12 protein-coding genes are annotated in these 13,260 nt (G+C 74.3%); 5 read left to right on the top strand and 7 right to left on the bottom strand.

Going from position 1 to position 13,260, the window contains the following annotated elements; genetic code table 11:
• Window positions 1-11 precede the first annotated feature (11 nt).
• The gene (locus EDD39_RS32160; RefSeq protein ID WP_244257386.1) at window positions 12-2,306 is read left to right on the top strand and encodes a SpoIIE family protein phosphatase; all 2,295 of its coding nucleotides are present in this window, start codon (window positions 12-14) and stop codon (window positions 2,304-2,306) included.
• A 47-nt stretch (window positions 2,307-2,353) separates the two neighbouring features.
• Here the strand turns inward: EDD39_RS32160 and EDD39_RS32155 are convergent, their stop codons facing one another.
• Window positions 2,354-3,151 carry an SURF1 family cytochrome oxidase biogenesis protein gene (locus tag EDD39_RS32155; RefSeq protein ID WP_123562764.1) on the bottom strand — a complete coding sequence of 266 codons (798 nt, stop codon included), beginning with the start codon at window positions 3,149-3,151 and terminating at the stop codon, window positions 2,354-2,356.
• Window positions 3,152-3,182: 31 nt separating this feature from the next.
• Window positions 3,183-4,172 carry a DEDDh family exonuclease gene (locus EDD39_RS32150; RefSeq protein WP_123562762.1) on the bottom strand — a complete coding sequence of 330 codons (990 nt, stop codon included), beginning with the start codon at window positions 4,170-4,172 and terminating at the stop codon, window positions 3,183-3,185.
• Between the two features lie 124 nt (window positions 4,173-4,296).
• On the opposite strand from EDD39_RS32150, the gene EDD39_RS32145 reads away from it, so the two are divergent.
• The 4 genes from EDD39_RS32145 (at window position 4,297) to moaA (ending at window position 8,661) form a co-directional block, all read left to right on the top strand.
• A complete protein-coding gene (locus tag EDD39_RS32145) occupies window positions 4,297-5,340 on the top strand; it encodes a zinc-dependent alcohol dehydrogenase family protein (RefSeq protein WP_123562760.1) in 1,044 nt (347 codons plus the stop codon).
• Between the two features lie 212 nt (window positions 5,341-5,552).
• The gene (locus EDD39_RS32140) at window positions 5,553-5,930 is read left to right on the top strand and encodes a DUF485 domain-containing protein (protein ID WP_030911028.1); all 378 of its coding nucleotides are present in this window, start codon (window positions 5,553-5,555) and stop codon (window positions 5,928-5,930) included.
• Window positions 5,927-7,534 (top strand): solute symporter family protein, encoded by a 1,608-nt coding sequence (locus EDD39_RS32135; protein ID WP_123562758.1) that lies wholly within the window; start codon window positions 5,927-5,929, stop codon window positions 7,532-7,534. Before EDD39_RS32140 ends, EDD39_RS32135 begins: the two co-directional genes overlap by 4 nt.
• Before the next feature lie 137 nt (window positions 7,535-7,671).
• Entirely contained in the window at window positions 7,672-8,661 is a 990-nt protein-coding gene (gene moaA / locus EDD39_RS32130; protein ID WP_123562756.1) for a GTP 3',8-cyclase MoaA, read from the top strand.
• Between the two features lie 53 nt (window positions 8,662-8,714).
• On the opposite strand, the gene EDD39_RS32125 is transcribed toward moaA, so the two are convergent.
• The 5 genes from EDD39_RS32125 to EDD39_RS32105 all read right to left on the bottom strand — a co-directional run bounded on the left by EDD39_RS32125 (window position 8,715) and on the right by EDD39_RS32105 (window position 13,200).
• Window positions 8,715-8,975: a hypothetical protein gene (locus tag EDD39_RS32125; protein ID WP_123562754.1), complete on the bottom strand. Its 261-nt coding sequence runs from the start codon at window positions 8,973-8,975 to the stop codon at window positions 8,715-8,717.
• Between the two features lie 236 nt (window positions 8,976-9,211).
• Window positions 9,212-9,562: a DUF3099 domain-containing protein gene (locus EDD39_RS32120; protein WP_123562752.1), complete on the bottom strand. Its 351-nt coding sequence runs from the start codon at window positions 9,560-9,562 to the stop codon at window positions 9,212-9,214.
• 142 nt (window positions 9,563-9,704) lie between these two features.
• Window positions 9,705-10,253 (bottom strand): RNA 2'-phosphotransferase, encoded by a 549-nt coding sequence (locus EDD39_RS32115; protein WP_123562750.1) that lies wholly within the window; start codon window positions 10,251-10,253, stop codon window positions 9,705-9,707.
• Window positions 10,254-10,279: 26 nt separating this feature from the next.
• The gene (locus EDD39_RS32110) at window positions 10,280-11,674 is read right to left on the bottom strand and encodes a metallopeptidase TldD-related protein (RefSeq protein WP_208765697.1); all 1,395 of its coding nucleotides are present in this window, start codon (window positions 11,672-11,674) and stop codon (window positions 10,280-10,282) included.
• Window positions 11,674-13,200, bottom strand: coding sequence for a TldD/PmbA family protein (locus EDD39_RS32105; RefSeq protein WP_123562748.1), 1,527 nt, complete (start codon window positions 13,198-13,200; stop codon window positions 11,674-11,676). Before EDD39_RS32105 ends, EDD39_RS32110 begins: the two co-directional genes overlap by 1 nt.
• Window positions 13,201-13,260: the final 60 nt, after the last annotated feature.

Here is a 13,260-nt window from a genome sequence, read left to right as displayed (position 1 = left end):
AGGTGCAGCGCATGGACAGTCGGCGGTTGCCGAACATCGACGGCGTCGCGGCGGCCCTGGTCGACGGCGACGGACGCGTCGTGGGCTGGACCGCCGCCGCCGAGCAGCTGCTCGGCCTGGCCGCAGCCCAGGTCACCGGCCGCCCGGCCGCCGACCTGCTGGCCGACGGCGCGGCCGACGCCGCCGCGCTCGGCCGCCGGGCCGGCGAGGTGCGGCTGCGCACCGGCGGCGGCCCCCCGCTGGAGGTCGCCTACCAGGTGCTGCCGCTGGCCGGCGAGCACGGCGAAGTCCGGGCCCTGGTGCTGGCCACCCCCGCCGATACCGTCACCCGGTGGCGCCAGGACGAGGCGTTCACCCGGGAGCTGTTCCTCCAGGACCGGCTCGGCCTGGCCTTCTTCGACACCGACCTGCGGCTGCTGCGCACCAACACCCACCTGCTGCCCTACACCGGACTGCCCGACCACCTGGCCGGCCACCGGCTCGGCGACTTCCTGCAGCCCCGGGACGCCGAGGACGCCGAGGCGATCCTGCGCCGGGTACTCGACACCGGGGAGCCGGTGGTCCGGGCCGAACTGCCGATCCGCACCCTGGACGACCCCGGCCCCGCCGTGATGATGGAGGTGCAGGCCTTCCGGCTACAGGCCCCCGACGGGGCGCTGATCGGCGTCACCGCGCTGTTCGGCGACGTCACCGAACTGCACCGCTACCGGCGGCGCGCCGACGTGCTGCACCGGGCCACCGCCGCCGTCGGCGGCTCGCTCTCGGTGGCCGGCACCGCCGAGGACCTGGCCGGCGTGCTGGTGCCCGGGCTCGGCGACCGCGCCGAGGTGGACATCGCCGAAGCCGTCTTCACCGGCGACGAACCGGTGCCCGGCGCCGACGGGCTGCTCCCCGTCCGCCGCACCGCCACCGCCGGGCCGCCCGGGCCCGACGACCGCCCGCTCGGGCCGCTCGGCCCGATCGCCCGCGAGGAGCTCGGCCGCGCCGCCGCCGCGGCCGCCGGACGGCCCACGATGAGCGCCCCGCTGCACGCCCGCGGCGGCCCGCTCGGCCGGGTCACCGTCCACCGCGGCCCCGACGACGGCCCGTACGAGGGCGAGGACCTGGAACTGCTGCGGGAGATCGCCGCCCGGGCCTCGCTCGCCCTCGACAACGCCCGCCGCTACACCCGCGAGCACCGGGCCGCCGTCGGCCTGCAGCGCTCGCTGCTGCCGCCCGCCGAGACCGCGGTGCCCGCCGCCACCACCGCCAGCGTCTACCGGCCCACCGACACCGCGACCGGCGTCGGCGGCGACTGGTTCGACGTGATCCCGCTCTCCGGCGCCCGGGTCGCCCTGGTGGCCGGCGACGTGGTCGGCCACGGCCTGCAGGCCAGCGCCACCATGGGCCGGCTGCGCACCGCCGTGCGCACCCTGGCCGACCTCGACCTGGAGCCCGACGAGCTGCTGGTGCACCTGGACGACCTGGTCTCCCAGCTGGTCGTCGAGGGCAGCGAGGAGGAGCGCGAGCGCGGCGTCGCCGACCCGTCCGGGGCGACCTGCGTGTACGCCGTCTACGACCCGGTCTCCGGCATCTGCCAGGCCGCCAGCGCCGGGCACCCGCCGCCCGCCCTGGTGCACCCCGACGGGCGGGTCGAGTACCTGCCGGTCAACCCCGGGCCGCCGCTCGGCGTCGGCGGGCTGCCGTTCGAGACCGTCGAGTGCGCGCTGAGCGGCGGCAGCGTGCTGGCGCTGTACACCGACGGGCTGATCGAGGGCGGCACCGGCGGCGACCTGGACGAGGGCATGGCGCAGCTGGCCGTCCGGCTCGGCGAGGCCGACCTGGGCGGGGACCTGGCGGCGGCCGGGCGGGCGATCGTCGCCGAGATGTCCACCGCCGGGCTCAGCGACGACGTCACGCTGCTGCTGGCCCGGCTGCACCCGGTGCCGCCCGCGGACACCGCCGTGTGGACCATCGAGGCCGACCCGTCGGCGGTCGCCGGGGTGCGCGAGGCCGCCACCCGGACGCTGGAGGAGTGGGGGCTGGACGGGCTGGTGTTCACCACCGAGCTGGTGCTGAGCGAACTGGTCACCAACGCGATCCGGTACGCGGGCGGGCCGGTGATGGTGCGGCTGATCCGCTCCTCGGTGCTGACCTGCGAGGTCTCCGACCCCAGTGCCACCCAGCCGCGGATGCGCCGGGCCCGGCTCACCGACGAGGGCGGCCGCGGCCTGTACCTGGTCGCCCAGCTGACCGAGCGCTGGGGCAGCCGCTACACCCGCAGCGGCAAGACCATCTGGGCCGAGCAGCCGATGGGGCCTGCCTGACGGCCCAGCCGGGCGGGGCCGTCAGGCAGGCCCCGACCCGCCCCCGCTCAGCTGGTGGCGCCGACCAGTTCCCCGGACTCGGCGGTCCGTTCGGAGGCGTGCTGCCCGGCCTCGCGGCGGGCCATCACCACCAGGCCGATCGGGATCAGCGAGGTGAACAGCCACCACTGGATCGCGTACGCCATGTGCGGGCCGATGTCGGAGTGGCCGGGCTCGGCGAGCAGCTCGGGGGAGGGGCCGGCGGCGGGCCGGGAGGAGGACAGCTCCAGGTAGCCGCCGAGCACGGTGCTGTTCGCGTACTTGGCCTGCTCGGCGGTGTTGATCACCTTGTACATCCGCTCGGGCAGGCCGCCGCGGTTCTTCACGCCCAGCGAGGCGTACGTCTCGTCGGCGCGCAGCCGGCCGGTGACGGTGACCTCGCCGGACGGCGGGGCCGGGACGTCCGGGATGCTGGCGGCGTCCGCGGCGGACTCCACCCAGCCGCGGTTGACCAGTACCGAGCCCTTGCCGTCGGCGAGCACCAGCGGGGTGACCACGAAGTAGCCGATGGTGGAGCCGCCGGGCTCGGTGCGGCCGCGGACGACCACCTCGTGCGCGGTGTCGTAGCTGCCGGTGGCGGTCACGGTGCGCCAGAGCTCGCCGGTCGGGACGGACCAGCCGGGGGCGGAGAGCGAGTCGAAGGCGACCGGGGCGCTGCCCAGGTTGCGCGCCACCAGGTCGTTGCGGGCCACCCGTGCCTCGTGCCGGTGGTACTGCCAGAACCCCAGCTTGATCATGGTCGGGACCAGCACCGCGGCCACCAGGACGATGACCGCCCAGCGCAGGGACAGCAGGAATCGGTACACACCCGGCACGCTAACCCTCCTTACCGCCGCGTCAGGCACCGGGGTGCGGCGCGACCTCGCGCAGCAGCTGCAGGAAGGCGTCCTCGCCGACCACCGGGGTGCCGTACTCGCGGGCCTTGCGGGCCTTGCCGCTCCACGAGGCGGGCTCGTTGGTGACCAGCAGGCTGGTGAGCCGGCTGACCGAGGAGGCGATGTGCAGGCCGGCCTCGGTGGCCCGGTCCTCCAGCAGCTCGCGGTCGGTGGCGGTGTCGCCGGTGATCGCCACCCGCATGCCCTGCACCAGCGGGGAGCCGTCCGCCCAGCGGCCCGGGTTCGGGTACGGGCAGGCCGGGCGCTTGCGGCCGGGGCGGTAGGAGGAGCCCCAGGAGCCGCGGGCCGGGGCCGCCGCGGTGGCGGCGGCGTCCTCGCCGAGGTCGGTGACGGCGACGCAGGCGGTCAGCGGCAGCGGGACGCCGCCGTTGCGGGCCAGCTCCAGCGAGGGGCGGAACACCTCGGCGAGCACCCGGGCGTCGTCCAGCGCGTGGTGGGCCTGGCGCTGGTGCACGCCGAAGTGGGCGGCCAGCGAGGAGAGCTTGCCGTTGGGCAGCGGCAGCCGCAGGTCGCGGGCCAGCACCATGGTGCACAGCCGCTGCTCGACCGGGGCGCGCAGGCCGGCCCGGGAGAACTCGCGGGAGATCATGTTCCAGTCGAACAGCGCGTTGTGGGCGACCAGCACCCGGTCGCGCAGCCGCTCGGCGAACTCGGCGGCGACCTCCGGGAAGGTCGGCGCGCCGGTCAGCACCTCGCTGGTCAGGCCGTGGATCCAGACCGGTCCCGGGTCCCGCTCGGGGTTGACCAGGGTGTACCAGTGGTCGGTGATCTCGCCGTCCGGGTCGAGCTGGTAGACACCCGCCGAGATCACCCGGTCGGAGCGGCCGAGACCGGTGGTCTCCACGTCGACCACGGCGAAGCCGCGCCCGGCGTCCCCGCCGGGGCCGGTGCGCGGTGCCGGGAGCGGCGAGGTCGGGAATGGCGCGTACATAACGCACCACTGTACGGGGAGCGGCGGGCGGCTCCGGACGGAATAGCGGGGGCGGGCGGTGCCTTGGCACTGGAGACGCGGGTGCGGACGCCCGCGGTACCCCGTAGAACGAAGGAACTCCCTCATGCGCGCCACCGTGATCCACGGCCCCCAGGACATCCGGATCGAGGAGGTGCCTGACCCGCGGATCGAGCGGCCGACCGACGTCGTGGTCCGGGTGCTGAACGCCTGCATCTGCGGCAGCGACCTGTGGGCGTACCGGGGGGTGTCCAAGCGCCAGGCCGGGCAGCGGATCGGGCACGAGTTCCTGGGCTTCGTCGAGGAGGCCGGCGCCGAGGTGCGCGGCTTCGCGGTCGGTGACCTGGTGGTGGCCCCGTTCGTCTGGTCGGACGGCGTGTGCGAGTACTGCCGCGAGGGCCTGCAGACCTCCTGCCCGCACGGCGGGTTCTGGGGCACCCCGGGGTCGGACGGCGGGCAGGGCGAGGCGGTCCGGGTGCCGTTCGCGGACGGGACGCTGGTGAAGCTGCCCAAGGAGGCGGCCGGCGACGCGAAGCTGCTGCCCGGGCTGCTGGCGCTGTCCGACGTGATGGCGACCGGGCACCACGCGGCGGTCTCGGCGGGCGTGCGGCCCGGGGCGACGGTCGCGGTGGTCGGCGACGGCGCGGTCGGGCTGTGCGGCGTGCTGGCCGCGCACCGGCTGGGCGCGGGCCGGATCATCGCGCTCGGCCGGCACGCGGGCCGCACCGCGATCGCCCGCTCGTTCGGCGCCACCGACGTGGTGCCGGAGCGCGGCGAGGCGGCGGTCGAGGCGGTGCGGGAGCTGACCGGCGGGCAGGGCGCGCACGCGGTGCTGGAGGCGGTGGGCACCGAGGAGTCGATGCGCACCGCGCTGTCGATCGCCCGGGACGGCGGCGCGGTCGGCTACGTGGGCGTGCCGCACGGGGGCAGCGCGGGCGTGGACATCGGCCAGATGTTCAACCGGAACGTGCGGCTGGTCGGCGGCGTCGCCCCGGCCCGGGCGTACATCCCCGAGCTGCTGCCGGACGTGCTCTCCGGGGCGATCGACCCGGGCGCGGTGTTCGACCGGACGATCGGGCTGGACGAGGTGCCGGAGGGGTACCGGGCGATGGACGAGCGGACGGCGCTGAAGGTCCGGATCGCGTTCTGAACCGGCCCGCAAACAGGGCTAATTGACTGATCATCACACCGGGGTGGCTGCAAAGCGGCCGCCCCGGTGGCGTGTTCTGGTCAGTTTTCGGCCACATCGCGTGGGGAAGCTTCTCGGCACCCGCTCCTCGATCTAGCATGCAGCGCACTCAATGTGACGTCACTCACGTCCATCTGATCGTCCGTCGCACCGAAGACGTCAGGAGACCCCGCGTGGCACCCCCGCCCGAGACAGTCCCCGAATCGTTCCAACGTATCGAGGGCTCACCCGAGTTCCGGCAACTCCGGAGCTCGTTCCGGAACTTCGCCTTCCCGGTCACGGCCGGATTCGTCCTCTGGTACCTGCTGTACGTCCTGCTCAGCTGCTACGCCCCCGGCTTCATGAGCACCAAGGTCGTCGGCAACATCAACATCGCGCTGGTGCTCGGCCTCCTCCAGTTCGCCAGCACCTTCGCCATCGCCGCCTGGTACGCCCGGTTCGCCGACCGGCAACTGGACCCGCGGGCCGCCGTGATCCGCGGCCGCGCCGACGCCACGCTGCCCGCCCAGGGCGCCGACCACACCGCCGTGGCCGAGGAGGCCGCCGAATGACGCAGCTGGCCACCTCCGCGAGCGACCACCGCACCCTGATCATGTCCCTGTTCGGGGTGTTCGTCGTCGCCACCCTCGGCATCACCCTGTGGGCCGGCCGCAACAACCGCGACGCCTCCGACTTCTACGCCGGCGGTCGCAGCTTCACCGGCTTCCAGAACGGACTGGCGATCTCCGGCGACTACATGTCCGCCGCGTCCTTCCTCGGCATCACCGGCGCCATCGCGCTCTCCGGCTACGACGGCTTCCTCTACTCGATCGGCTTCCTGGTCGCCTGGCTGGTCGCCCTGCTGCTGGTCGCCGAACCGCTGCGCAACTCCGGCCGCTACACCATGGCCGACGTGCTGGCCTTCCGGATGCGCCAGCGCCCGGTCCGCACCGCCGCCGGTATCTCCACCATCGTGGTGTCGATCTTCTACCTGCTGGCCCAGATGGTCGGCGCCGGCTCGCTGGTCGCCCTGCTGCTCGGCGCCCAGAGCGACTCCGCCAAGCGCTGGACCATCGTCGCGGTCGGCGCCCTGATGGTGCTGTACGTCGTCATCGGCGGCATGAAGGGCACCACCTGGGTGCAGATCATCAAGGCCGTGCTGCTGATCCTCGGCGCCGGGCTGATGACCGTCCTGGTGCTGGCCAAGTTCCACTTCAACCTGTCCGAACTGCTCGGCTCCGCCGCCAAGGCCAGCGGCAGCGGCGACAAGTTCCTGCAACCCGGCCTCAAGTACGGCACCAACGGCACCACCAAGCTCAACTTCCTCAGCCTCGGCATCGCCCTGGTGCTCGGCACCGCCGCGCTGCCGCACATCCTGGTGCGCTTCTACACCGTGCCCACCGCGCGCACCGCCCGGAAGTCGGTGCTCTGGTCGATCGGCATCATCGGCGTCTTCTACCTGATGACGCTCGCCCTCGGCTTCGGCGCCGCCGCCCTGGTCGGCCGCAAGGCGCTGGCCGCAGACAAGTCCGGCAACACCGCCGCCCCGCTGCTCGCCGAACACCTCGGCGGCGGCGCCGGCACCACCGGCGGCGCGGTGCTGCTCGCGGTGATCTCCGCGGTCGCCTTCGCCACCATCCTGGCCGTGGTCGCCGGACTCACCCTGGCCTCCTCGTCCTCCTTCGCCCACGACCTGTACGCCAACGTGATCCGGCGCGGCAAGGCCACCGAGAAGGAGGAGGTGGCCAGCGCCAAGTTCGCCGCGGTGGCGATCGGCGCGGTCGCCATCCTGCTGTCGATCTTCGCCGACAAGCTGAACGCCGCCGCGCTGGTCGCGCTGGCCTTCGCGGTCGCCGCCTCCGCCAACCTGCCCACCCTGCTGTACTCGCTGTTCTGGAAGCGGTTCAACACCACCGGCGCGGTCGCCTCCACCTACGCCGGCCTGATCACCTCCGTCGCCCTGGTGGTCTTCTCCCCGGTGGTCTCCGGCAACGCCAAGGCCCTGGTCCCGAGCGCCTCCTTCGACTGGTTCCCGCTGGAGAACCCCGGCCTGGTCTCCATCCCGGTCGGCTTCCTGGCCGGCGTGATCGGCACCTACCTCGCCCGGGAGAAGGCCGACCCGGCGAAGTACGCCGAACTGGAAGTCCGCTCGCTCACCGGCCTGGGCGCCCACTGAGGCGGCCGCGGAGGCGCCGACCGAGGCGCCCACGGAACGGTCCGCTCCCCGGCGCTGTCCGGGAGCGGCGTTAAGCTGGCCCGGCCGCCGCACGGTGGCCGGGCCAGCGGGCTTTTTCCAGGAAGGCGGGCGCCGGGATGCTCCTCGACACCTACGGCCGGCAGGCCGTCGACCTGCGGGTCTCGCTCACCGACCGGTGCAACTTGCGCTGCACCTACTGCATGCCCGAAGAGGGCCTGAACTGGCTCGGCAAACCGGAACTGCTGACCGACGAGGAGATCGTCCGCCTGGTCGGCCTCGCCGTCGGCACGCTGGGCGTGCGCGAAGTCCGCTTCACCGGCGGGGAACCGCTGCTGCGGCCCGGACTGGTGGCGATCATCGCCGCCTGCGCCGCGCTGGAGCCCCGGCCGGAGATCTCGCTCACCACCAACGGCATCGGACTGGCCCGGATCGCCCCCGCCCTGCGCGACGCCGGCGTCGACCGGGTCAACGTCTCGCTCGACACCCTCGACCCCGACACCTTCGCCCGGCTCACCCGGCGCAAGCGCCACCAGGACGTGCTAGACGGCCTGGCCGCCGCCGAGGCCGCCGGGCTGCGGCCGGTCAAACTCAACGCCGTCCTGATGCGCGGCGTCAACGACGGCGAGGCCGCCGACCTGCTGGCCTGGGCGATCGAGCACCGCTACCAGCTGCGCTTCATCGAGCAGATGCCGCTGGACGCGCAGCACGGCTGGGACCGCACCCGGATGGTCACCGCCGAGGAGATCCTCGAACTGCTGCGCACCCGCTTCGAGTTGACCCCCGAACCGGCCGCCGCCCGCGGCGCCGCCCCCGCCGAGCGCTGGCTGGTCGACGGCGGGCCCGCGACGGTCGGCGTGATCGCCTCCGTCACCCGCCCGTTCTGCCGGGCCTGCGACCGCACCCGGCTCACCGCCGACGGCCAGGTCCGCAACTGCCTGTTCGCCACCGGCGAGACCGACCTGCGCGGCGCGCTGCGCTCCGGCGCGGGCGACGCGGAGCTGGCGGAGCTGTGGCGGGCGGCGATGTGGGGCAAGAAGGCCGGCGCGGGCATCGACCGGCCGGAGTTCCTCCAGCCGGAGCGGCCGATGTCGGCGATCGGCGGCTGAGCGGAGCCCGCCCCGGCCCGGGCCCCGGCGGCTGGGCGGGACGGCGTCCGGCGTTACTCCGGGACGGGCCCGGAGAAGGGCTCGGTCTCCTTGAGGAAGCCGCGGACGGCCAGGAACTGGCTGAGCGAGTCGCGGTGGGCGTCGCAGGCGAGCCAGGTCTTGCGGCGGTCGGGGGTGTGCAGCTTGGGGTTGTTCCAGCGCAGGGACCAGGCGGCGAGGTCGCGGCAGCCCTTGGCGGAGCACTTCGGGGGGCCCTCGGGGCTGTCGGGGCCGCCGGGGGGAGTGCCGAAGAGGGGGTGCGCGGGGGTGTCCATGCGGTCGATCCTATGTCCGGTCCGTGTCCGGGCATGACGACGCCGGGCAGCCACGGGGGGAGCTGCCCGGCGTCGGTCTGTCGCTCCGACGGGGGATGCGGAGCGCTAAGGAAGTATGGCACGGCGGAAGGGCCGTCGGTGCGCCTGTCCGATGATTAATTTGAGGATCGTCTGAGCTTTCGGGCGGTCATAGCGGCATATGAACGCCCATACCGGACAGCAGATTTGAGGGATTCTCAGTCCTGTGGCTGATTCTCGGCCCCCGCGCCGCGGCCCCCCGTGCCGCCCGGGCCGAGCATCAGCGGCGTGTCGGGGGCGAAGGCGAACGTCGACGGCAGGCCCGGGGCGCGCTCGCGGCCCGCGTTGGCGATCAGGACGGCGAAGTAGGGCAGCAGGATGCCGCCGGCCAGCGCGACGAAGGCCAGCCAGCGCTGGACGTCCCAGAGGACGACGGCGAGCAGGACGCACGCGGTGCGGATCAGCATCGAGACCACGTAGCGGCGCTGGCGCCCCCGGACGTCCTCGCTCAGGCTGCTGCGGGCCCCGGTGATCCGGAAGACCTGGCCGTCGTCCGCGTTCTTGGGCATGTCGTCCCCATCCGTTCCTCGGGTCGGTGCGGCCCCTACGGTCGACCACGGTAACCCCGCTGACGCCGACCGGACCCACCCGGGTCCGGCGCGGCGCCCGGCGGGGCGCCCGGCGGGGCGCGCGGGCCGGGCCCGGCGGGGGTCAGGGCGTGCGGCGCAGGTACTGGGCGGGGACCGGGCCGGTCAGCCAGACGCCGTTCGCGGACACCCGGAACTCGTGCCCGTCCCGGGCCATCGCCGCCGCGTCGACCGCCAGGACGACGGGGCGGCCGTGCCGGGAGCCGACCTTGGCGGCCGTCCCGGTGTCGGCGGACAGGTGCACGTCCTGCCGGGACATCGGGCGCAGGCCCTCGGCCAGGATGTACTGCAGGGTGCGCTCGGCGGTGCCGTGGAAGAGCACGTCCGGCGGGGCGGCGGCGGGCAGGCCGAGGTCGACCTCGACGGTGTGGCCCTGGCTGGCGCGGATCGAGCGGCCGTCCTCGGAGTAGGCGAAGCGGCGCTTGTTGTTGGTGGCGACCACGTGGTCCAGCTCGGCGCGGCTCAGCGGGCGGCCGTGCCGGGCCAGGGCGGCGAGCAGGGCGTCGACGCCGACCCAGCCCGCCGCGTCCAGGGTGACCCCGACGGCGCCCGGGTCGTGCCGCAGGATGCGGGAGAGCATCTTCGACGTCTTCACGGTGCGTTTCTCGTCCATCGGGGCCCCCTCGGGTTCCGGTCGGCTCAGGAGGCCTGGCTGACCGAGCTCATGTTGAAGTCGGGCACCCGGACCGGCGGCATCGCCGCCCGGGTGAACCAGTCGCCCCACTCGCGGGGCAGGCAGCGTTCGGTGCGGCCCACTTCGGTGATCCGGCCGAGCAGGTCGACCGGGGACTCGTTGAAGCGGAAGTTGTTGACGGCGCCGACCACCTCGCCGTTCTCGACCAGGTAGACGCCGTCCCGGGTGAGGCCGGTGAGCAGCAGGCTGGCCGGGTCGACCTCGCGGATGTACCACAGGCAGGTCAGCAGCAGGCCGCGCTCGGTGCGGGCGACCATCTCCTCCAGCGTGGGCGCGCCGGGGGCGGAGGTCTCCAGCACCAGGTTGTCGACCGGCGGGGTGAGCGGGAGGCCGGCCAGGCCCGCGGAGTGCCGGGTGGTGAGCAGGTGGGCGAGGCGGCCGTCGCGCAGCCAGTCGGTGGCGGCCAGCGGGGAGCCGTTGTCGAACACCGAGTCGTTCTCGCCCGAGGAGTGCGTGAGCACGAACGGGGCGGCCTGCAGGCCCGGCTCGGCCGGGTCGGAGCGCAGGGTCAGCGGCAGCGGGCTGAGCCGCTCGCCGACCCGGCTGCCCCCTCCGGGCTTGGAGAACACCGAGCGGCCCTCCACCGCGTCCCGCGCGCCGGCCGACCAGGACAGGTAGACCATCAGGTCGGCGACGGCGGACGGCGGCAGCAGCGTCTCGTAGCGGCCGGCGGGCAGGTCGATCCGCTTGCGGCCCCAGCCGAGGCGGCGGGTCAGGTCGGTGTGCAGGGCGGTGACGTCGACGTCGGTGAAGTCCCGGGTGGCGGCGCCGGCCCAGGCGGAGGCGGACAGGTCGGCGGTCTTGGCGTTCAGCTCGACGGTGCCGGTGGGCTGGTCGTGGCGCAGCCGCAGGCCGGTGGAGCTGCCCAGGTAGGAGGTGGTGCGCTCGTGCCGGGCGAAACCGTACAGCAGCTCGCCGTTCGAACGGGCCCGGGCGAAGGCCTCGCCGAGGGCGGGCGCGAAGGCGGTGAACACGCCGATGTCGGTGGTCTCGGGGGCCTCGGTGAAGCGCGGGTCGGCCGCCCGGCCCGCGATCAGCGGCTGGGCGTCCTCGGCGGGCTCGGCGGCCCGGGCGGCGGCCTCGGCGGCGCGCACCAGCTGCTCGACCTCGTCGAGCGTGACGGCCTCCTGGGCGACCACGCCGGAGGCGGTGCCGGTGGCGCCGTCCACGGTGGCGATCACGGTGAGGCGGCGGCCGCGGGTGACGCCGTTGGTGGTCAGCGCGTTGCCGGCCCAGCGCAGGTTGGCGGTGGACTCCTCGTCGGCGATCACCACGCAGCCGTCCGCGCGGGAGAGTTCGAGGGCGCGTTCCACCAGCTCGTGGGGGTGCGTGAGGGACATCAGTGACCCGCCTCCTGCTGGGTGTTGAGCACGTTGACCTGGCGGAACAGCGCGGACGGGCAGCCGTGGCTGACCGCGGCGACCTGGCCCGGCTGGGCCTTGCCGCAGTTGAAGGCCCCGCCGAGCACGTACGTCTGCGGGCCGCCGACGGCGCTCATCGAGCCCCAGAAGTCGGTGGTGGTGGCCTGGTAGGCGAAGTCCTTGACCTGGCCCGCGAGTTCGCCGTTGCGGATGGCGTAGGCGCGCTGGCCGGTGAACTGGAAGTTGTAGCGCTGCATGTCGATCGACCAGGAGCGGTCGCCGACGATGTACAGGCCGTTCTCCACCTGGGAGACCAGGCCCGCGGTGTCCGGCCCGCCGTCGGCCGGCCGGAGCGAGACGTTGGCCATCCGCTGCACCGGCACGTGCGCCGGGGAGTCGGCGTAGGCGCAGCCGTTGGAGCGCTCGAAGCCCTTGAGCTTCGCCATCGGGCGGTCGAGCTGGTAGCCGACCAGGACGCCGTCGCGGATCAGGTCCCAGGACTGGGTGGCGACGCCCTCGTCGTCCCAGCCGATGGTGGCCAGGCCGTGCTCGGCCGTCCGGTCTCCCGTGACGTGCATCAGCTCGGAGCCGTACTTCAGGCTGCCCAGCCGGTCGAAGGTGGCGAACGAGGTGCCCGCGTAGGCGGCCTCGTAGCCGAGCGCGCGGTCCAGCTCGGTGGCGTGGCCGATCGACTCGTGGATGGTCAGCCACAGGTTGGACGGGTCGATCACCAGGTCGTGGCGGCCCGCGGCGACGCTCGGCGCCCGCATCTTCTCGGCCAGCAGCCCGGGCAGCTCGGCGAGTTCGGCGTCCCAGTCCCAGCCGACCCCGCGCAGGTACTCCCAGCCGCGGCCCGCGGGCGGGGCGATGGTGCGCATCGAGTCGAACGCGCCGGTGCGCTCGTCCACGCTGGTGGCCTCCAGCCAGGGGTGCAGGCGCACCCGCTGCTGGGTCGTCACGGTGCCCGCGGTGTCCGCGTAGAACTTGTTCTCCTGGACCGTCAGCACCGCGGCCGACACGTGCGAGACGCCGTCGGCGGCCAGCAGCCGGGCGGACCAGTCGGCCAGCAGGCCGGTCTTCTCCGCGTCCGGCACGTCGAACGGGTTCACCTCGTACGCGGAGACCCACTCGGCGGCCGGGTACACCGGCTCCGGGGCCAGCTCGACCCGCTCGGCGGAGCCCGCGGCGCGGCTGATGCCGCCCGACAGCCGGGCCACCGCCACCGCCTGCTCGGCCACCGCGGCCGCCGCCTCCGGCGTCAGGTCGACGCCCGCCGCGAAGCCCCAGGCGCCGTCCAGCAGGACCCGGACGGCGAAGCCCAGCTGCACCGTGTCCGAGGAGCCGGCCGGGCGGGCGTCCCGCAGCCGCCAGGACGCCGAACGGACCCGCTCCAGGCGGAAGTCGGCGTGCGACACCCCCAGCTGCCGGGCCCGGGAGAGGGCCGCGTCCGCCAGCGGGCGCAACGGGTAGGAGAGGAACTGAGGATCCAGCGCGGAGGGGGGCATCGGGCTCCCTGGGTCGAGGGTCGGACGCGGCGGGCCGCCCCCGGCCGAGGGCGCACCCGC

The organism is Kitasatospora cineracea (assembly GCF_003751605.1).
In the GTDB taxonomy this organism is placed as follows: Bacteria; Actinomycetota; Actinomycetes; order Streptomycetales; family Streptomycetaceae; genus Kitasatospora; species Kitasatospora cineracea.
This window is presented reverse-complemented; position numbering and strand designations above follow the sequence as displayed.

Excerpts from the sequence above, each read along its gene's own strand:
- EDD39_RS32115 (WP_123562750.1), bottom strand. The coding sequence starts at position 10,253 with ATGGACGAGAAACGCACCGTGAAGACGTCGAAGATGCTCTCCCGCATC.
- EDD39_RS32160 (WP_244257386.1), top strand. The coding sequence starts at position 12 with ATGGACAGTCGGCGGTTGCCGAACATCGACGGCGTCGCGGCGGCCCTG.
- EDD39_RS32145 (WP_123562760.1), top strand. The coding sequence starts at position 4,297 with ATGCGCGCCACCGTGATCCACGGCCCCCAGGACATCCGGATCGAGGAG.
- EDD39_RS32110 (WP_208765697.1), bottom strand. The coding sequence starts at position 11,674 with ATGTCCCTCACGCACCCCCACGAGCTGGTGGAACGCGCCCTCGAACTC.
- EDD39_RS32105 (WP_123562748.1), bottom strand. The coding sequence starts at position 13,200 with ATGCCCCCCTCCGCGCTGGATCCTCAGTTCCTCTCCTACCCGTTGCGC.
- EDD39_RS32125 (WP_123562754.1), bottom strand. The coding sequence starts at position 8,975 with ATGGACACCCCCGCGCACCCCCTCTTCGGCACTCCCCCCGGCGGCCCC.
- EDD39_RS32150 (WP_123562762.1), bottom strand. The coding sequence starts at position 4,172 with ATGTACGCGCCATTCCCGACCTCGCCGCTCCCGGCACCGCGCACCGGC.
- moaA (WP_123562756.1), top strand. The coding sequence starts at position 7,672 with ATGCTCCTCGACACCTACGGCCGGCAGGCCGTCGACCTGCGGGTCTCG.
- EDD39_RS32135 (WP_123562758.1), top strand. The coding sequence starts at position 5,927 with ATGACGCAGCTGGCCACCTCCGCGAGCGACCACCGCACCCTGATCATG.
- EDD39_RS32120 (WP_123562752.1), bottom strand. The coding sequence starts at position 9,562 with ATGCCCAAGAACGCGGACGACGGCCAGGTCTTCCGGATCACCGGGGCC.